This window comes from Streptomyces argenteolus, assembly GCF_042902585.1.
Classification (GTDB): Bacteria; Actinomycetota; Actinomycetes; order Streptomycetales; family Streptomycetaceae; genus Streptomyces; species Streptomyces argenteolus.
The window spans coordinates 49,102-66,198 of record NZ_JBIBEG010000003.1 but is presented as its reverse complement, the minus strand read 5'-3'; the positions used below and the strand labels follow the sequence as shown (position 1 = coordinate 66,198).

The 17,097-nt window shown below is 72.0% G+C and carries 16 protein-coding genes; 11 read left to right on the top strand and 5 right to left on the bottom strand.

The genetic code is table 11. The features are described 5' to 3' along the window. From ACFY8O_RS12830 to ACFY8O_RS12815, 4 genes are all read left to right on the top strand, one after another. Complete coding sequence (locus ACFY8O_RS12830; RefSeq protein WP_145804964.1) at positions 1 to 228, top strand: gas vesicle protein; 228 nt, start codon at positions 1 to 3, stop codon at positions 226 to 228. After that, positions 225 to 503: a gas vesicle protein K gene (locus ACFY8O_RS12825; RefSeq protein WP_145804962.1), complete on the top strand. Its 279-nt coding sequence runs from the start codon at positions 225 to 227 to the stop codon at positions 501 to 503. The genes ACFY8O_RS12830 and ACFY8O_RS12825 overlap by 4 nt, the downstream gene beginning before the upstream one ends. Positions 504 to 643: 140 nt before the next feature. Then, the gene (locus ACFY8O_RS12820; RefSeq protein WP_167526159.1) at positions 644 to 799 is read left to right on the top strand and encodes a DUF6131 family protein; all 156 of its coding nucleotides are present in this window, start codon (positions 644 to 646) and stop codon (positions 797 to 799) included. Between the two features lie 369 nt (positions 800 to 1,168). Then, the gene (locus ACFY8O_RS12815) at positions 1,169 to 2,860 is read left to right on the top strand and encodes an MFS transporter (RefSeq protein ID WP_387901255.1); all 1,692 of its coding nucleotides are present in this window, start codon (positions 1,169 to 1,171) and stop codon (positions 2,858 to 2,860) included. Positions 2,861 to 2,955: 95 nt separating this feature from the next. On the opposite strand, the gene ACFY8O_RS12810 is transcribed toward ACFY8O_RS12815, so the two are convergent. The 3 genes from ACFY8O_RS12810 to ACFY8O_RS12800 all read right to left on the bottom strand — a co-directional run bounded on the left by ACFY8O_RS12810 (position 2,956) and on the right by ACFY8O_RS12800 (position 7,874). Beyond that, on the bottom strand, positions 2,956 to 3,537 hold the full coding sequence (locus ACFY8O_RS12810; protein ID WP_387901253.1) for an N-acetylmuramoyl-L-alanine amidase: 582 nt from the start codon (positions 3,535 to 3,537) through the stop codon (positions 2,956 to 2,958). A 168-nt stretch (positions 3,538 to 3,705) separates the two neighbouring features. After that, positions 3,706 to 4,998, bottom strand: a complete 1,293-nt coding sequence (locus tag ACFY8O_RS12805; protein WP_387901250.1) for an SWIM zinc finger family protein — start codon at positions 4,996 to 4,998, stop codon at positions 3,706 to 3,708. Further along, positions 4,995 to 7,874, bottom strand: coding sequence for a DEAD/DEAH box helicase (locus ACFY8O_RS12800; RefSeq protein WP_387901248.1), 2,880 nt, complete (start codon positions 7,872 to 7,874; stop codon positions 4,995 to 4,997). Before ACFY8O_RS12800 ends, ACFY8O_RS12805 begins: the two co-directional genes overlap by 4 nt. Positions 7,875 to 8,133: 259 nt before the next feature. Here ACFY8O_RS12800 and ACFY8O_RS12795 point away from each other — a divergent pair, with 259 nt between their 5' ends. The 3 genes from ACFY8O_RS12795 (at position 8,134) to ACFY8O_RS12785 (ending at position 10,055) form a co-directional block, all read left to right on the top strand. Continuing rightward, positions 8,134 to 9,198, top strand: a complete 1,065-nt coding sequence (locus ACFY8O_RS12795) for a fatty acid desaturase family protein (protein ID WP_387901245.1) — start codon at positions 8,134 to 8,136, stop codon at positions 9,196 to 9,198. Between the two features lie 135 nt (positions 9,199 to 9,333). After that, a complete protein-coding gene (locus ACFY8O_RS12790; protein ID WP_145804952.1) occupies positions 9,334 to 9,516 on the top strand; it encodes a hypothetical protein in 183 nt (60 codons plus the stop codon). After that, positions 9,513 to 10,055: an MOSC domain-containing protein gene (locus ACFY8O_RS12785; RefSeq protein WP_387902523.1), complete on the top strand. Its 543-nt coding sequence runs from the start codon at positions 9,513 to 9,515 to the stop codon at positions 10,053 to 10,055. The genes ACFY8O_RS12790 and ACFY8O_RS12785 overlap by 4 nt, the downstream gene beginning before the upstream one ends. Positions 10,056 to 10,142: 87 nt before the next feature. Here the strand turns inward: ACFY8O_RS12785 and ACFY8O_RS12780 are convergent, their stop codons facing one another. After that, the gene (locus ACFY8O_RS12780) at positions 10,143 to 11,108 is read right to left on the bottom strand and encodes a hypothetical protein (RefSeq protein WP_387901241.1); all 966 of its coding nucleotides are present in this window, start codon (positions 11,106 to 11,108) and stop codon (positions 10,143 to 10,145) included. A 199-nt stretch (positions 11,109 to 11,307) separates the two neighbouring features. Here ACFY8O_RS12780 and ACFY8O_RS12775 point away from each other — a divergent pair, with 199 nt between their 5' ends. Continuing rightward, positions 11,308 to 12,210 carry an oxygenase MpaB family protein gene (locus ACFY8O_RS12775; protein ID WP_387901240.1) on the top strand — a complete coding sequence of 301 codons (903 nt, stop codon included), beginning with the start codon at positions 11,308 to 11,310 and terminating at the stop codon, positions 12,208 to 12,210. A 28-nt stretch (positions 12,211 to 12,238) separates the two neighbouring features. On the opposite strand, the gene ACFY8O_RS12770 is transcribed toward ACFY8O_RS12775, so the two are convergent. Next, on the bottom strand, positions 12,239 to 12,838 hold the full coding sequence (locus ACFY8O_RS12770) for a class I SAM-dependent methyltransferase (protein WP_387901238.1): 600 nt from the start codon (positions 12,836 to 12,838) through the stop codon (positions 12,239 to 12,241). 161 nt (positions 12,839 to 12,999) lie between these two features. Between ACFY8O_RS12770 and ACFY8O_RS12765 the strand changes: the two genes are divergently transcribed. The 3 genes from ACFY8O_RS12765 to ACFY8O_RS12755 all read left to right on the top strand — a co-directional run bounded on the left by ACFY8O_RS12765 (position 13,000) and on the right by ACFY8O_RS12755 (position 16,856). Continuing rightward, positions 13,000 to 13,782 (top strand): MHYT domain-containing protein, encoded by a 783-nt coding sequence (locus ACFY8O_RS12765; RefSeq protein WP_387901235.1) that lies wholly within the window; start codon positions 13,000 to 13,002, stop codon positions 13,780 to 13,782. A gap of 75 nt (positions 13,783 to 13,857) precedes the next feature. Beyond that, positions 13,858 to 16,422 (top strand): sensor histidine kinase, encoded by a 2,565-nt coding sequence (locus ACFY8O_RS12760; protein ID WP_387901232.1) that lies wholly within the window; start codon positions 13,858 to 13,860, stop codon positions 16,420 to 16,422. Continuing rightward, positions 16,419 to 16,856: a roadblock/LC7 domain-containing protein gene (locus ACFY8O_RS12755; protein ID WP_145804940.1), complete on the top strand. Its 438-nt coding sequence runs from the start codon at positions 16,419 to 16,421 to the stop codon at positions 16,854 to 16,856. Before ACFY8O_RS12760 ends, ACFY8O_RS12755 begins: the two co-directional genes overlap by 4 nt. The last annotated feature ends 241 nt before the right edge of the window (positions 16,857 to 17,097 follow it).

The window sequence follows — 17,097 nt, the reverse complement described above, 5'->3', positions numbered from 1 at the left end:
ATGGACCGTGAAGTGGTCCCCTGGGACAACGCCGAGCCCTTGAGCGGCCCCATCGGCGTACCGCTCGTCGACCTGCTGGACCGGGTGCTGGCCACGGGTGTGGTGATCAGCGGTGACCTCGTGATCGCCATCGCGGACGTACCGCTCGTGCGGCTGTCCCTGCACGCTCTGCTCTCCTCTGTCAACGAACGTGTGCCGGCACCCTGGGCGGACGGGGGTGCGCTGTGACGACCTCCCGACTCGACGTCGACTCCGATCAGCTGGGCAGGGATCTGGTGGCCCTCGTGCTGACGGTGGTGGAACTGCTCCGCCAGCTCATGGAACGCCAGGCCATCCGCCGTATCGATCAGGGTGATCTCACCGACAGCCAGGTGGACGAGATCGGGACCACGCTCATGATGCTCGACCAGCGGATGGCGGAACTCTGCGAGCAGCACGGCGTACGTCCCGAGGACCTCAACCTGGACCTGGGCCCGCTGGGAAGCCTGTTGCCCCGCGACTGAGGCCGCGGTGGTCGCCGGGGGCCGGTGCGCGGAGGCAGGCGTAGGCGCGGAATCTGCACATGCCGCCGAATAGGGCATATTCTCGATATGTGCCAGCTTTTCCAGCTCTTCACCTGAGGGCGCGGCCACCGGAGGCAGTCATGATCATTATCGGCGCCATCCTTCTCGTCATCGGCCTGGTGACGGGTCTCGGCTTTCTGTGGACCATCGGGATCATCCTCCTCGTGATCGGCGTCGTCCTGTGGCTCCTCGGGGCTGTGGGGCACGCGGTCGGAGGTCGCCGCCACTACTGGTGACGTGTCGGCGGGCGTGATTGAGGTGGGCGTGACGGGGCGGGGATCAATTGGTGTGGGAGCGCTCCCACGCCAGTTGATCCCCGCCCTCCCGCAACTACGGCTTCCGGCTCCGCTGGGGCGACGACGTCCAGAGCCGGCTTCGCACCTGGACCAGACGTACTTCTGGTGCAGCGACGTGCATTTCGCCTGACCTCCACCGCCGCTCGCACGCCCCTGGCCCTGCCGGACCCCGTCCGGCGGGGCTTCTGCGCCTTTCCGGGGTGGTACCGCCCGCGCGGCTCGCGCTCGATTGGCGGACCCGTCCGCTCCGACCTACCGTCGATGAGTGGTTGTTTCTGTTCACCACCGGTCCGTACTGCACGTGACGCCATGACAGCATCCCGAGCGAAGTCCGCGCCGATTGCCGGAACCCCGGAGCGGGGCCACGGCAACGGGATAGCGCTGCTCATCATCGCGTCGTGCCAGCTGATGGTGGTCCTCGACATCACCATCGTGAACATCGCCCTGCCCCACATCCAGACCTCCCTCGGCTTCTCGACCGAGAGCCTGTCGTGGGTGATCAACGCCTACACCCTGACCTTCGGCGGACTGCTGCTCCTCGGAGGGCGGCTGGGTGACATCCTCGGGCGCCGCAGAGTCTTCATCTTCGGAGTCCTGCTCTTCGTCCTCGCCTCCCTGCTCGGTGGTCTCTCGCAGGAGTCCTGGCAACTGCTGGCCGCCCGTGCGCTGCAGGGTGTCGGTGGTGCCATCGCCTCGCCCACGGCCCTCTCGCTCATCACCACGACCTTCGACGAGGGGCCGGCCCGGAACCGTGCGTTCGGTGTGTTCGCCGCCGTGTCCGCCGGGGGAAGCGCGATCGGACTGCTGGCCGGCGGGATTCTGGTGGAGTGGCTCGACTGGCGGTGGGTGCTGTTCGTCAATGTGCCCATCGGCCTGCTGATCGCCTTTGCCACGCCCCGGTTCATCAAGGAATCCGAGCGCCACGCGGGGCACTTCGACGTCCTCGGCGCCCTCACCTCCACACTGGGCATGGTGCTGCTCGTCTACGGCTTCATCCGGGCCTCCAAGGACGGCTGGAGCGACATCCTGACGATCGGGTCCTTCATCGCGGCCGTCGTCTGCCTCGCCGTGTTCCTCGGCATCGAGCGCCGGTCGAGGCAGCCCATCACGCCCCTGCGCATGTTCCGCGACCGCAACCGTGCCGGGGCCTACGGCATGATGCTGAGCCTGGCCGCCGCGATGTTCGGGATGTTCTTCTTCCTGACCCTCTTCGTGCAGAACATCCTCGGCTTCAGCCCGCTGCGGGCAGGGCTCGCCTTCCTTCCGGTGAGCGCGATCATCGCGGTGAGTGCGGGGATCGCCTCGCAGTTCCTGCCGCGGTGGGGGCCGAAGCCTTTCATGGTGGTGGGCGCTGTGTTCGCCGCTGCCGGGCTCGGCTGGCTCACCCAGACCGATGTGAACAGCACCTATCTGGGCAGCATCCTCGGACCCATCCTGGTCTTCGGCTTCGGCATGGGCATGCAGTTCGTGTCACTGACGCTGATGGCGGTCTCCGGCGTGGCGCCCAGGGAAGCGGGTGCCGCGTCCGGGGTCCTCAACGCCACCCAGCAGGTCGGTGGTTCGCTCGGACTCTCCATCCTGGTCACGGTGTTCGGCACGGCGAGCCGCAACGAGGCGACCGACCAGGTGCCTCGCTTCCTTGCCGAGGCCACGCCCGCCCAGCAGCTGGAATTCCGCAGGACGGGTGAGCTGCCGTCCCCGTGGGGTGACCAGGTCCTGGCATCCGGCGTGTCCAGCGCCTTCGTCGCCGCGGCAGTCTTCGCCGTCGTCGCCGCGCTCATCGCCCTCCTGGTCATCCAGGTCCGCGCCTCCGACCTGGAACGCCTGCGGGGCGGAGGTGCCATGGCGCCTCCGGCGGGTGGCGAGGACATGGCGGAGCGTGCGGCCGAGCCCCGAGCCGTGGGCGGGCACGTCGGTCCGGACCGCGCGGAGCGTACGCGGGACCTCGGCGCGAGGGCGCGGAAGCGAGAGAGAGGCGACGGCTCCGCTCCCCTTGGGTGAGGCGCCGCGCGCGAAGGCGCTCTTCCGGCCGCGCGTGCCGTCCGCCCGCGGTGCTCCCTCCCGTGATCGACGTCCGCCCCGCGCCCGCGACCGTGTCAGGTGAGGTTCACGAGGCGGATGTAGCGCACCCAGTCCCAGTTGACCCCGGGGTCCGTGTGGTCGCTGCCCGGGACCTCGTGGTGGCCGATGATGTGCGCGCGATCCTTGGTCAGGCCGTACCGGTCGCAGAGGTCGGCGGTGAGCCTGGCCGACCGTTCGTACATCGTGTGCGTGAAGTACGCGGGCTGATCGACCCACCCCTCGTGCTCGATGCCGATGCTGCGGGTGTTGTAGTCCCAGTTCCCGGCGTGCCAGGCTATGTCCTTCTCCCGCACGCACTGGCCGACGAGACCGTCCCCCGACCGCACCACGTAGTGCGCGGACACTTGTTTCGCCGGATCACGGAAGATGCCGATCGTCTCCGTGAACGTCTGCTGGGCGACATGGATGACGACGCGTTCGACCGGATAGGCCGAAGGGCGGCTCGACACCGTGTAGTTGGAGGCGGACGCCCCGAACCACTGAGCCTCGGCGTAGTCCGTGCCGGCCGCCGGGGAGGCGACGGCGCGGACCGAGGCGGGGAACATCGCCGCCGCCGCCGTGACCGCGGCACCCTGAAGAATCCGTCTGCGCTGCATCAGCACTCCTGTCCGTGGGGGCATCGTCCGGTGCACAGCAGTACACGCACCCGCTCACCGCACGGTTCCGTACGGTGAGCGGGTGCGAGCGGACCACACGGCCCCGGCCGGTGAAGGCGAGCGGAGCGCGCGGTCCCGGACCGGTGAGGGCGAGCGGGCGCCGGGTGACTAGGAGCCGGACAGTACGACCGCCAGGGCCGCGGCGGGGTCGTCGTCGGCGGGCCCGGCGGGGACCCACCGGCCGCCGCCTTCCTTGCGGTAGGGCCACCAGCGTCCCTCCCGGCCGAGCCGCAACTGCACGCCCGACCCGGCCACGGTCCAGCGGTTGCCGGTGACCCGCAGCCGTGGGCCCTCACCCTCCTCCCAGGCCGCGGCGAGCCGCGCCCCGGCCCGGGCGAGCTCCTCGGGGCCCGGGGACCACTCCTCGTCGTTCACCGCCAGCGCGGTGGCCCCGCCGTAGCGCCAGGCGCGCACCGCGGCATCGAGCTCGGCGGGGTGCCGCCCCACCGCCGCAGCGAGACGCGCCGCCGTCCGCGCGTCCGCCCGGCCCCCGGCCGCCAGCCGCACCGCGTCCTGCTCCGGCGTCAGCACGGCCGGCAAGGGCTGCCCCTCGTGCCCCGCGGCCAGCGCGTCCGCGAGCATCGCGAAGGCGCGTACGGCACTGTCCGCCGCCAGCAACTCCAGCGCCTCGGGCACGATGCCGTCCCTCGGATCCATGTCCACGTCCAGCGACGGCGGGCTCCCGGGCTCGGCCGGCATCGGCGGGGGAGGAGGGAGCGGCGGAAGGATGTCCCGCGCCGCGAAGGCCTCGTCGGCCCGGACGGCGTGCGTGGCGGGCAGGCCGTCCGGTTCCTCGGCCTGCTCCGCGCCCGCCCCTCCGACGGCCCGTGCGGCGCTGCGGACCTGGAGTTCGTCGAGCAGCCGCCGTTCGTCGCGCCCCCGCAACAGCAGCAGCACGAAAGGGTCCTGGTCCAGCAGCCGGGCCACCTGATAGCAGAGCGCCGCCGAGTGGGGACAGTGGTCCCACGCCTCGCAGCCGCACTCCGGTTCCAGGTCGCCGATCCCCGGCAGCAGCTCGACCCCCGCAGCGGCCGCGTCCTCCACCAGATGAGGGGGCATCTCGCGGTCCAGCAGCGCCGCGATGTGCCCGGACCGTTCGGACGCCATGTCGAGGAAGCGGTCCCACTCCTCCTCACTCAGCTCCTGGAGCAGCACATCACTGCGGTACGCCGTCGCGTCGCCGTGCTGCACGACCGCGGTGAGCCTGCCCGGCCGGACGGACACCGCGCCGACCCTGCCCTCCCGAGCGAGCGTGCGCCCACGCTTGAGCTGCGCCCCGTCGAGTGCCGTGTCCTCCAGCGCCTTCAGCCACGCCTGCCCCCACCACGACGCGGCGAAGCCGCGGCCCCGCGCGGGCGGCAGGGCGGCGAACGTGCGCTCCGGCTCGTTGGTTCCGCTCATCGTGCGCCCCCTCGCAGTTCGACCAGTTCGGCCAGTTCGGCATCGGTCAGTTCCGTCAGAGCGGCCTCGCCGCCACCGAGCACGGCGTCCGCGAGCCCCTGCTTGCGGGTCAGCATGGCCGCGATGCGGTCCTCCACGGTGCCCTCGGCGATCAGCCGGTGCACCTGTACCGGCTGTGTCTGCCCGATGCGGTACGCCCGGTCGGTGGCCTGGGCCTCCACGGCCGGGTTCCACCAGCGGTCGAAGTGCACCACATGGCCGGCCCGGGTCAGGTTGAGCCCCGTACCCGCGGCCTTGAGCGACAGCAGGAACACCGGTGCCTCGCCCGCCTGGAAGCGGTTCACCATGGCCTCACGCTCCGCCACGGGGGTCCCGCCGTGCAGGAACTGGGTGCGGATCCCGCGCGCGGCCAGATGGCCTTCCAGCAACCGTGCCATCCGCACGTACTGGGTGAACACCAGCACGCTCGCGTCCTCGGCGAGGATCGTGTCCAGCAGTTCGTCCAGCAGTTCCACCTTCCCCGAGCGGTCCACGATCCGCGGGTGGTCCTCCTTCAGGTACTGGGCCGGGTGGTTGCAGATCTGCTTGAGCGCCGTCAGCAGTTTCACGACCAGTCCGCGCCGCTCGAAACCGTCCGATCCTGAGATCTCGGCGAGCGTCTCGCGCACCACCGCCTCGTACAGTCCGGCCTGTTCCGGGGTGAGGGACACCGCGCGGTCCGTCTCCGTCTTGGGCGGCAGCTCCGGGGCGATGCCAGGATCCGACTTGCGCCGACGCAGCAGGAACGGGCGGACCAGCGCGGAGAGCCGCTCGGCGGCCCCGGGATCCTTGCCGCCCTCGACCGCGCTCGCGTACCGCGTACGGAACGTGCCGAGCCGTCCGAGGAGACCGGGTGTCGTCCAGTCGAGGATCGCCCACAGCTCGGAGAGGTTGTTCTCCACCGGGGTACCGGTGAGCGCGACACGGGCCCGCGCGCCGATGGTGCGCAGCTGCCGGGCGGTCGCCGAAGCCGGGTTCTTGACGTGCTGTGCCTCGTCGGCGACGACCATGCCCCACGACGCCGCGGCCAGCCGTGGCGCGTCCAGACGCATGGTGCCGTACGTGGTGAGGACGAACTCGCCGTCGGCCAGGCCGTCCAGCGAGCGTGACGCGCCGTGGAAGCGGCGTACCGGTGTGCCGGGGGCGAACCGCTCGATCTCCCGCTGCCAGTTGCCCATCAGGGAGGTCGGGCACACCACGAGCGTGGGGCCCGCCGTCGGTTCCTCACCCTGCCGGTGCAGATGGAGAGCGATCAGCGTGATGGTCTTGCCGAGCCCCATGTCGTCGGCCAGGCAGCAGCCGAGGCCGAGCGAGGTCATCGTGTGCAGCCAGTTCAGGCCCCGCAGCTGGTAGTCGCGCAGGTGGGCGTCGAGCGCCGCCGGCTGGGGGACAGGGGTGTGCGCCGGCGAATCCGGATCGGCGATCCGCTCACGCAGCCGCTCGAGCCAGCCCGTCGCGGCCACTTCGACCCGGCGCCCGTCGACCTCGGCGGTCCCCGTCAGGACCGCGCCCAGCGCGTCGATCGCCGTGACCTTGCGGTCCCGGGTGTCACGGACGCGCCGCGCGCTCTCGGGGTCGATGAGCACCCACTGGTCGTGCAGCCTGACGAGGGGCCGGCCCGCCTCGGCGAGCCGGTCGATCTCGGCCCGGCTCAGCTTCCGGTCGCCCAGCGAGAACCGCCAGTCGAACGCGAGCAGGGCGTCGGCGGAGAGGAAGGACGAGGCCGCCGTCGACGCCGCCCGGGCAGGCGTGGCGGACTCCTCGTCCTCCGGACCGATCACCGCGCGCGCGGTGAGCTTCCGTGCCAGTTCCCTGGGCCAGTGGACCTGCACACCCGTCGCCGCGAGAGCGCCCGACGCGGGACCGAGCAGCTCGGCGATCTCCTCGTCGGCGGGCTCGACCGCCTCCGGCACCGCCGCCGAGAGCAGGGGGGCGAGCGGCGGCCAGGCGCGAGCGGCGCGGCGCAGCGCCAGCAGCGCGTCCATCCGGGCACGCGGGCCGAACAGCGAGGCTGCGGGGGACAGGTCGGCCCACACATCCGCGGCGTCGGCCACCAGGGAGGGGTCCTGGACGCTGTGGATCTGCAGGACCACACGGAACGAGGGGGCGCCGTCCACGTCGTGGTCCGCGCCCCGTGCGCCCGCGAGGCCCTGCACCTCGACGCGCAGCGAGAGCCGCACCCCCGCATCGTGGCCCGCCGCCACATCGGCCGCCCACGGCCGCAGTCCGGGCAGGTGCTGCGGGGCGGCAGCGGCGAACGCCGCCGACCCCGTGGCGAACGCGGCCCCCGGCGTACGCGGGAGCCCGTCCACCACCGCGTCGACGAACGAGCGCAGCAGTGTCTCGGGATCGGCGAGCATCAGAGGCTCGGCCGAGGCGTCGAGGGGAACCGCGTGGGCGTCGGGAGGCATGGAGGCGGCCAGGGTCCGGATCCGTTCGAGGTCGTCCGCGGTCAGCGGCCCGGCGCGCCACGCGTCGTGGGAGCCGGGGCTCAGTCCCGGCAGGATCAGTCCCCGTGCGACGAGTTGGAGCGCGAGCACCCCGGCCGCCCCCCAGAACGCGGCCGAGGAGGAGGCCCGGGTGTCCGCCCGTGTCCGTGTCAGGAGGGGCAGTGCGGTAGCCACGGGCACGAACAACGCCGGTACGGTGCAAGGGCGTACGTCGCCTCCGAGGACCGTCAGCTCCTCCGGACTCCCGTGATCGCCGGGAGGGGTGCTACCGTCCGGGTTCCAGAACGCGATCAGGCCGGTACGGGCCGGGTCCGCGGGGAGGAAGACTGCGGAGCAGCGGGACAGTTCGGAATTCTCGTCGGGTGTTGCCGCAGGGAGCCTGTGCACAGCGATGTCAGATTCCTCAAATTTGACTAGTGAGCTCGGGGTCGCCGAGGGTACCTCACCCACGGCCCGTCCCGGGAGAAATGCGCAGGGAGCCCCCCGCACTCATTTCTGCCTTCTGAAGCCTGGGGTACAGCCTGCCCCACCACCGGACACGGGGGATTCCCCCCGCACGGCCGGGGTGATGGCGCCATAGCTGTCCGAGGCCCGCTCTCCGTACGTTTGACGAGGTCAGAGCAGTTGCCCAGAAACCGGAGACGTCATGCCCCAGGCGGTTGAAGCCACCGTTGCGCCACCCCAGAGCGACGGACCGGAGAGTCCGGCCGGGTCCCGTACCACCGGCAGTGATTTCGCCCCGCTCCTGAAGACCGTCAAAGGACAGGGGCTGCTCGAACGGCGCACCGGCTGGTACGCGCTGGGCATCACCGCCAACCTGGTCGCCCTCGGGGCGGTGGTCGCCGGCATCGTCCTGATCGGCGACACCTGGTGGAACCTGCTCCTCACCCTGCCGCTGGCCGTCCTGTGGACGCGTACGGCCTTCTTCGGGCACGACGCCGGCCACGCCCAGATATCCGGCGACCGCACGGCGAGCCGGATGACCGGACTCGTGCACGCCAACCTGCTCCTCGGCATGAACGAGGCCTGGTGGAACGACAAGCACGTCCGTCACCACGCCAACCCCAACCACGTCGACAAGGACCCGGACGTCGGCGTCGGCGCCCTCGTGTGGACCCAGAAGCAGGCGGCCCAGCGCGAGGGCTTCGCGCGCTGGCTCACCCGCAACCAGGCCAGGCTGTTCTTCCCGATGCTGCTCCTCGAAGGCATCGCCCTCAAGACCTACGGCTTTCAGTTCCTGCGCCGCATGCCCGTCCGTGAACGGGCCCTGGCCGGCGGTCTGCTGGTCGCCCACCTCGCGCTGTACGCGACGCTGCTGCTGACGACCATGTCGCCGGGCAAGGCCGTCGTCTTCGCGCTGGTGCACCACGCGCTGTTCGGCCTCCACCTGGGGATGGCGTTCGCCCCGAACCACAAGGGCATGGAGATGCCCGACCCCGACGGCGACCGCTGGGGTCACCTCCAGCGCCAGGTCCTCACCTCGCGCAACGTCCGCGGCGCCTTCCTCACCGACTGGTTCCTCGGCGGCCTGAACTACCAGATCGAGCACCACCTCTTCCCGAGCATGCCGAGGCCCCATCTGCGGCTGGCGCAGCCGCTGGTGAAGGCGCACTGCGCGTCCATCGGCATGCCGTACGCGGAGACCGGGCTCGTGGAGTCCTACCGGCAGGCGCTGCGCCACATGCACGAGGTCGGAGAGCCGCTCAGGTAGCCCTCGGTACCTGCTCGCGGCCCCTGTCCACCGTTCACTCCTTCCCGGGAACCCGTTCCGCGGAGGCGGAACCGACGGGCGCGCACAGGCGTTCTTTTCACAGGAGCGGTTCCGGCCGCGAAGGAGGCACGGATCATGTCGAACGGTGCAAAGATCGCCATCGGGGGAGTCGTCGCGGCAGTCGTCCTGATTCCGTTCATCGGATTCTGGTGGTCGCTGCTGGTTCTGATCGGGGTGCCCACCCTGGGGTACCTCATGCTCGACCCCTCGCAGCGACGCAGGCTCCGCAGGATCAGTCGCAAGGAGATAGGGCGCTGAACAGCACAGTCGCGGCAGTGAGCAGCAACGGGGTGTACTCGTTCACCAAGCCGAACAAGGACAGCATCACCCTCCTCGCCGGACTCGGTGTGGACGGTGACGTCCACGCCGGTGTCACGGTCAAGCACCGCTCGCGCATGGCCCAGGACCCGACGCAGCCCAATCTGCGTCAGGTCCACCTCATCCACCAGGAGCTCTTCGACGAGCTGAGGGAAGCCGGCTTCGAGGTCGCTCCCGGCGGCCTCGGCGAGAACGTCACCACCGCCGGGATCGACCTTCTCGCCCTCCCCACGGGCACGCTGCTGCACCTGGGCGGCGACGCCGTGGTCGAGGTGACCGGACTGCGCAACCCCTGCCGGCAGATCGACACCTTCCAGGACGGGCTGCTCAAGCGGGTCGTCGGCCGCGCGGACGACGGCAGCATCGTCCGCAAGGCCGGAATCATGGGCGTCGTCAGGACGGGCGGAGTCGTACGGCCGGGCGACCCGATCCGGGCCGTGCTGCCCGCCGAGCCGCACCGGCCACTGGAGCGCGTCTAGGACCGCCCCGGGAGTAGCGCGGCCGTCGAGGTCCTGAGAGGCCCGTCGGTCTTCCCTGCTCCCCACTCGGCCTTCCGTCCCTCCCGGTCAGGACGGCCGGACGGCCAGTTCGTCGAGCGACTTCAGCAGCCCGGGCAGCTCGGGTCCACGGCCGACCGTCATGATCTCGCCCGGCTCGTCGTCCAGCAGGATGAACGCGATGTCGTCGGTCCGGGCCACCAGCGACCAGCCGGGCCCGTCCACCCGCAGGGTGCGGGCCCCGCCGGGGGCGAAGGCGGAGCGAATCCTTCCGGGCGGAGGCGGCGAGGTCACGTACGCCCGGGCCGCTTCGAGTGCCCGGCGGACACCCGGGTGCTGCCCGGAGGCCTCGCCGGTCTCGGAGAGGCCGTTCCCGGCGGGGCCGTCCTCAGCCGTCCTCCCGCCTGCCGCGTCCTCACCCGCGGGTTCATCCCCGGTGCCGGCCTCGCGAGCCGGGGACTTCCGGCCCGTACCGCTCCCGTCCGGCGCGGCCTCGCCCCGCCCATCCGCGGCCGAGGCGCCGAACGCCGTCTCGTCGTCGATCTGCTCCCGCCAGGCAGCCCATTGCAGGGCGATCTCGTCGGCCCCGAGCCGGCGCTGGGCAGGCCCCCAGACCTCGGTGTCCGGCGGGGTCAGAGGCGTCAAGGGCTCGCCCTCCACCTCCGGGTCGGGCAACGGGTCGTGCGGCGCGGGCACCCCGGGCGCCGCGACGGCCAGCGCCAGCGGCCACCCCGGCAGTGCGCACACCACCGAGCGGTCGTCGGGGGAGAGGTCGTACTCCATCCCGCAGTCCCAGGAGGCGATGGCCACCGCCACCAGCGAGACGTCGTCGACGACCACCGTCCAGCGGGAGCCGCCGCTGTCCTGGCCGAGCACCAGGCCGTATCCCTCGGCGTACGGCTCCAGACCCAGTGCGCCGCACGCCGCCACGTAGTCGTCGCCGAGCACGCTCGGGAACTGCGCGGGTGTCAGCAGCACCGCGGTCAGCACGAACAGTGCGTCGTCATCGGCGACCGTGTCGTCCGTCCCTGCCACAGCACCCACCCTCATCCCTGGTCGCTTCATCCGTCGGCGCACCTTAACTACTCGGTAACCCTGTCGTCGAGGCCCTGACAAGGGATGACGTCCACCCCGCACAGAGGTGCGGACGAGCCACGCGGGCCCCTCGCACCGTGGTGCCGGCCCCCCGCGCCCCCGTAGGGTGGTGACTCCGGCCGACGAGGGGGAGAGCAGGGTGCAGCGGTTCGAGCGGCTCAAGGAGATCCGGCGTCTGGACCCTGAGCGGGACTTTCTGGAGATCTACCGGCTCACCGTGACGTACGAATTCCCCTGGGACGTCACGCGCGCGCTCGAACTCGCCCTCTACCGCACGTACGCGGTTCCCAGCATCGGCCGGCTCCTGGCGGAGACAGGCGAACTGACCGAGCGCTCCCAGAAGAGGTACGACGACACCGCGCTCCTGCTGGACGCCGTGGTGGAGCACGGCTTCGACAGCGAGGAGGGCCGCACGGCCCTCCGCCGGATCAACCGGATGCACCGCAGTTACGACATCAGCAACGACGACATGCGCTACGTGCTCTGCACGTTCGTCGTGATTCCCAAGCGCTGGCTCGACCTCTACGGCTGGCGCAGGCTGTCCGGCCACGAACGGCGCGCCTTCGCCGCGTACTACCGCGCACTCGGCGCACGCATGGGAATCCAGGACCTCCCGCAGACCTTCGAGGACTTCGAGCGCACCCTCGACGACTACGAGGAGGAGCACTTCGGCTGGGACCCGGGGGCACGCTCGGTCTCCGACGCCACCCTCTCCCTCATGGGCTCCTGGTACCCCCGCCCGCTCGCGCCCCTCGTCCGCAAGGCCAGCCTCGCCCTGCTGGACGACTCGCTGATCCGCACGTTCCGGTACGAGCCGCCGGGGCCCGTGGCCCGGGGGATGACCCGGGGGGCGCTGCGGCTGAGGGCGCGGGCCGTCCGCCTGCTCCCGCCGCGCTCGACGCCGCACTACGCCCGCCAGAACCCGGAGATCAAGGGCTACCCGGAGGGCTACGACGTGTCAGCGCTCGGCACCTTCCCCACTCCGGGTGTGCGCGGCTGTCCCGTACCGCACGGCAGGCCCTCGGATACGCCCGCCGACTGAGGACGAACGCCGGCCCTGCCGCCGGCTCTCAGGCGCTCCGTACGGACAGAGCCAGGAAGCGGTCGTCCTCGTCCGTGTACGACTCCAGTCGCCACCCGGCCTCCGCCAGCAGGGGCGCGAGGCGGGGTTCGGCCCTGAGGTCGTCCTCCGAGAGGGCGCGGCCGTGACGTGCGGCCAGTGCGGCCCGCCCCACGGGGTGGAACAACGCGAGCCTGCCGCCGGGCCGCACGACCCGAGCCAGCTCCATGAGCCCGCGGCCGGGGTGCCGCAGATGCGAGATGAGCCCGGCGGCGAACACCGCGTCCAGGGAGCCGTCGCGCAGCGGCAGCCGCTCGGCGTCCGCCAGGAGCAGCGCTCCGCTCGTCCCCCGCCCCGCCCGCAGTGCCGCGTCCAGCATCGCGGACGTCAGATCGGCCCCCAGCACCGTGCCCTCCCGTCCGACCGCGTCGCGCAGGGCCGGCAGTGCGCGTGCCGTACCGCAGCCGGCGTCGAGGACCGTGTCGCCGGGACGCAGGCCGAGCTCGCCGACGGCAGCGGCGTAAGCGGGCCCGTCATCGGGAAACCGGCTGTCCCAGCCGGCCGCCCGCGGGGAGAAGAATTCCTGGACGTGTGTGTGGTCCTCAGCCATACGGACATGATCGCGCAGCCTGCACCCGAACGAAACGACGCGAGGCGGTGCACTCGTTCGAACGTGCCCCGATCGTGCGGGGACATCTCTCTGTCATATTCCAGCAGCTTTCGAAACGCGCCCCTGGAGTGCGCCCCGGGGAGGGCTAGCGTCCCGGACCCATGGGACACCTGGACCACGCCACCTTCGGCTGGCTTACCCCCGTGCTGTCGTACGCGATGGCATCGATCGGCGCCGCGCTCGGCCTGCGGTGCACCGTGCGCGCACTCGGCACCAGCGGCCGGTCACGCCGCAACTGGCTGTTCACGGCCGCATCCGCCATCGGTACGGGCATCTGGACGATGCACTTCGTCGCCATGCTCGGCTTCGGAGTCACCGGCACCGACATCCGCTACGACGTGCCGCTCACCCTGCTCAGCCTGCTGGTCGCCATGCTGGTGGTGGGAGCAGGCGTCTTCACCGTCGGCTACAGCCGGGACCGCTCCCGAGCCCTCCTCGTCGGAGGCCTCACCACAGGGCTCGGCGTCGCCAGCATGCACTACCTGGGCATGGCCGCCCTGCGCCTCCACGGCACCGTCGCCTACGACCCGCTGCTGGTGACGGTCTCCGTCGTCATCGCCGTCGTCGCCGCCACCGCCGCCCTCTGGGCCGCTCTGAACATCAAGTCACCGGGGGCGGTCGCGCTCGCCTCGCTCGTCATGGGCGCGGCGGTGAGCAGCATGCACTACACCGGCATGCTGGCCGTCGGCGTCGAGGTCGTGCCCTCGGGATCCGCGCTCTCCGGGGCCACGGTCATGCAGTTCATCTTCCCCCTCGCCGTCGGACTGGGGTCCTACCTGTTCCTCACGTCGGCGTTCGTCGCCCTCTCGCCTCCCGCCCGGGAACACCCCGCGGGGCGGACGGCCGGCCGTACCGAACGGCCCGCCCCGGCCCCGGCCCCTTGACCGCCGAAAGATCGCGGCTCACCTGCCGTACACAGCACTCGGGGCACAGAGCTCCCCACCCGGAACGAGGAGGCCATGCGCACACCCCGCACGACGACCCCGGACCCCGGTGCGCACACCGGCCGGTCCGTGCCCCCGCCGCGCGGCCGACGCGCGCACGCCGGGCCGCCGGCGGACGAACGTCCTGATCCGGCGGCGGAACCGCCGACTCCGCATCAGCGCCCGCCGGAGCGCGGCTCCCTGCGGCCCCGTACCGTACGGGCGAAGATCATCTCGCTGCTGATGGTGCCGGTGGTCTCTCTCCTCGCCCTCTGGGGCCTCGCCACCGTCACCACGGCCCAGGACGTGGCGCGCCTGCGGGAGGTCGAGCGCGTGAACAGCACCGTCCGGGCCCCGGTCACCTCCGCCGTCGCCGCGCTGCAGAGCGAACGCACGGCCGCCCTGCGTCAGCTGGCCGCCCCCGGCACAGGGCACGCCGCGGCGCTGAGGCAGCAGGCGGAGCGTACGGACGCGGCACTGGGCGCGCTGCGCCTGGGCGACGGTCACACCATCGCCGACGCCGGCATCCTCCCCGCCGGGGCCGCCGCCCGCCTCGGCGGCTTCCTCGACCGGGCCCAGGGACTCCGTGCCCTCCGCACCCGTCTCCTGAGCCCTCCCGAGCGCGGGGCCGCGCCTTCCGGCGAGGCGGACGACGCCTACGCGCGCTACACCGAGACCGTCGCCGCGGCCTTCGGGGTATCCGGCGCCCTGACCGGCGATCAGGACTCCGGGAGCGGCTCCGATGCCCGGGTACTCCTCGAACTTGCCCGCAGCGGAGAGATGCTGTCCCGCGAGGAGGCTCTGCTCGCCTCCGCCTCCCTGACCGGCACCCTCAGCGGCGAACAGCTACGGCTCTTCACCGGCGCCGTGGCGACCCGACGGAGCCTGGCGGCAGCGGCCGGAGCCGATCTGCCGGCCGGTGCGCGGCAGTCCTGGCGGTCCCTCACCGACCGAGGGGCCTACCGCAGGATCACAGCGGCGGAGGACGCCGTGCTCGCCGCGCCGCCCGGCCGCCGCGCCGCGAAGGCGGTGTCCACCACGGCCTGGGAGCGCGACGCGGCCGAGGTGCGTACCGGACTGCGTACGGTCGAGAAGGCCGCCGGCGACCGCGCCGCCGACCGTGCGAACCCCTTCGTACGCGCGCTGCTCAGCCCGGCCGGAGCGGCCGTCGTGCTGGGGTTCCTCGCCGTGGCCGCGTCGCTGGTGATCTCCGTACGGATCGGCCGCGCGCTCGTCGTCGAGCTGGTCAGCCTGCGCGACAGCGCGCTGGAGATCGCCCGGCGCAAGCTGCCGCACGCCATGCGGCGTCTGCGCGCGGGCGAGGAGATCGACGTCGCGGCGGAGGCGCCCGCCGGCCGTCACTCCTCCGACGAGATCGGCCAGGTGGGCGAAGCCCTGGACACCGTGCACAGAGCAGCGCTCGACGCCGCCGTGGAGCGAGCCGAACTGGCCAGCGGTATTTCCGGCGTCTTCGTCAACCTGGCCCGGCGCAGCCAGGTGCTGGTCCACCGTCAGCTCGCCCTCCTCGACGGGATGGAACGCCGGGCCGAGGACCCCGGCGAGCTCGGCGACCTGTTCCGGCTCGACCACCTCACCACCCGAATGAGGCGTCACGCGGAGAGCCTGATCATCCTCTCCGGCGCAGCCCCCGGCCGTGCCTGGCGCATGCCCGTACCGCTCACCAACGTCGTACGCGCCGCGGTCTCCGAGATCGAGGACTACGCACGCGTGGAGGTACGGGCGCTGCCCGACGCCGGTGTGAAGGGCGCGGCGGTCGCCGACCTCACCCATCTGCTGGCCGAACTGGTCGAGAACGCGGCGCAGTTCTCGCCGCCCCACACCAAGGTGCGAATCAGCGGCGAACCTGTGGGGAACGGCTACGCCCTGGAGATCGAGGACCGAGGGCTCGGCATGGGCCCGGAACTGCTCCGTGAGGCCAACCGGCGCATCGAGCAGTCCGAGACCCTCGACCTCTTCGACAGCGACCGGCTCGGGCTCTTCGTGGTCAGCAGGCTCTCCGCCCGCCATCACATCAAGGTCCAGCTGCGCACGTCCGCCTACGGGGGCACCACCGCGGTCGTCCTGCTGCCGACGGCGCTGCTCCAGAGCAGCCTGCCGGAAGGTTCACCGGCGGGCCGGGACGAGTCGGGGACACCCTCGACGACGGTGGAGCGGGAGGACTCCGGCCGGACAGGGCCGGCGGCCCGGCGCCCCACCGCCTTTCACGCCCCGGTGGCCGTGCCGGCCCTCGAACCACGGGGGCCCTCGGCGACTCGGCCGGATCCTGGCCCCGCGCCGGCCCCGGTGACCACCCTGCACCGGCGGGCGCGTGCCACGGACGAGGACGGTGAACTGCCGCGCCGCGTCCGGCAGGCCAGCCTGGTGCCCCAACTGCGTGCACAGCCGAAGGCGGAGAGCCACGAGCACGGCACCGGGCCCACGGCGGACCGCACACCCGAGCAGGTACGGGACCGCATGACGGCGTATCGCACCGGCTGGATCCGCGGAGGCGGGAGCGCACCGGGGGCGGACGCCCCCGGCCGCGGCGCACCCGGATCCGTGTCCCCGTTCCGGCAGCACACCGAAGGAGAGCACGCATGATCGTGAACGAGAGGCCGGGGAGGGCACCACGGCGCTCCGGGGAACTCGACTGGCTGCTGGACGACATGGTCGGCCGGGTCGCCGAGATCCGCCACGTGGTCGTCCTGAGCAACGACGGACTGGCCGTCGGCGCGTCCCAGGCGCTGAGCCGCGAGGACGCGGAACATCTCGCCGCCGTGGCCTCGGGCTTCAACAGCCTGGCCAAGGGGACGGGGCGCCATTTCGGCGCCGGAGCCGTACGCCGGACGATGGTCGAGATGGACGACGGATTCCTGTTCGTCGCCGCAGCCGGTGACGGCTCCTGCCTCACCGTCCTGACCACGGCCTTCGCCGACATCGGGCTGGTGGCCTACGAGATGGCGCGTCTGGTGAAACGGGTGGGCGAACATCTCGCCACCCCCGTGAGACCCGCCGGACCGCAGGCGACGGGCTGAGGACGGCGGGTGCGGATGAGCGAGGGCGGACTGCCGCAGGGCGGTGGGTACGGCATGCCACCCGGAGCCGACCACGACGTGTCGCCCACCGGCCGGTCCGGCGCGCCGGCCCAGGATTCGTTCGGTGTATCGCCCGGGGCCGGTCTCGACGTGTCGCGCGGAGCCGGACACGGGGCACCGGCGAGGAGCGGCGCGCCGCCGGTCAGCGAGGACGGGGAGCTTCCGGGCAGTCAGTGGTACG

Bases quoted from the DNA above. Each gene is read 5' to 3' on its own strand.
- ACFY8O_RS12830 (WP_145804964.1), top strand. From the start codon at position 1: ATGGACCGTGAAGTGGTCCCCTGGGACAACGCCGAGCCCTTGAGCGGC.
- ACFY8O_RS12820 (WP_167526159.1), top strand. From the start codon at position 644: ATGATCATTATCGGCGCCATCCTTCTCGTCATCGGCCTGGTGACGGGT.
- ACFY8O_RS12815 (WP_387901255.1), top strand. From the start codon at position 1,169: ATGACAGCATCCCGAGCGAAGTCCGCGCCGATTGCCGGAACCCCGGAG.
- ACFY8O_RS12810 (WP_387901253.1), bottom strand. From the start codon at position 3,537: ATGCAGCGCAGACGGATTCTTCAGGGTGCCGCGGTCACGGCGGCGGCG.
- ACFY8O_RS12805 (WP_387901250.1), bottom strand. From the start codon at position 4,998: ATGAGCGGAACCAACGAGCCGGAGCGCACGTTCGCCGCCCTGCCGCCC.
- ACFY8O_RS12795 (WP_387901245.1), top strand. From the start codon at position 8,134: ATGCCCCAGGCGGTTGAAGCCACCGTTGCGCCACCCCAGAGCGACGGA.
- ACFY8O_RS12790 (WP_145804952.1), top strand. From the start codon at position 9,334: ATGTCGAACGGTGCAAAGATCGCCATCGGGGGAGTCGTCGCGGCAGTC.
- ACFY8O_RS12770 (WP_387901238.1), bottom strand. From the start codon at position 12,838: ATGGCTGAGGACCACACACACGTCCAGGAATTCTTCTCCCCGCGGGCG.
- ACFY8O_RS12765 (WP_387901235.1), top strand. From the start codon at position 13,000: ATGGGACACCTGGACCACGCCACCTTCGGCTGGCTTACCCCCGTGCTG.
- ACFY8O_RS12760 (WP_387901232.1), top strand. From the start codon at position 13,858: ATGCGCACACCCCGCACGACGACCCCGGACCCCGGTGCGCACACCGGC.
- ACFY8O_RS12755 (WP_145804940.1), top strand. From the start codon at position 16,419: ATGATCGTGAACGAGAGGCCGGGGAGGGCACCACGGCGCTCCGGGGAA.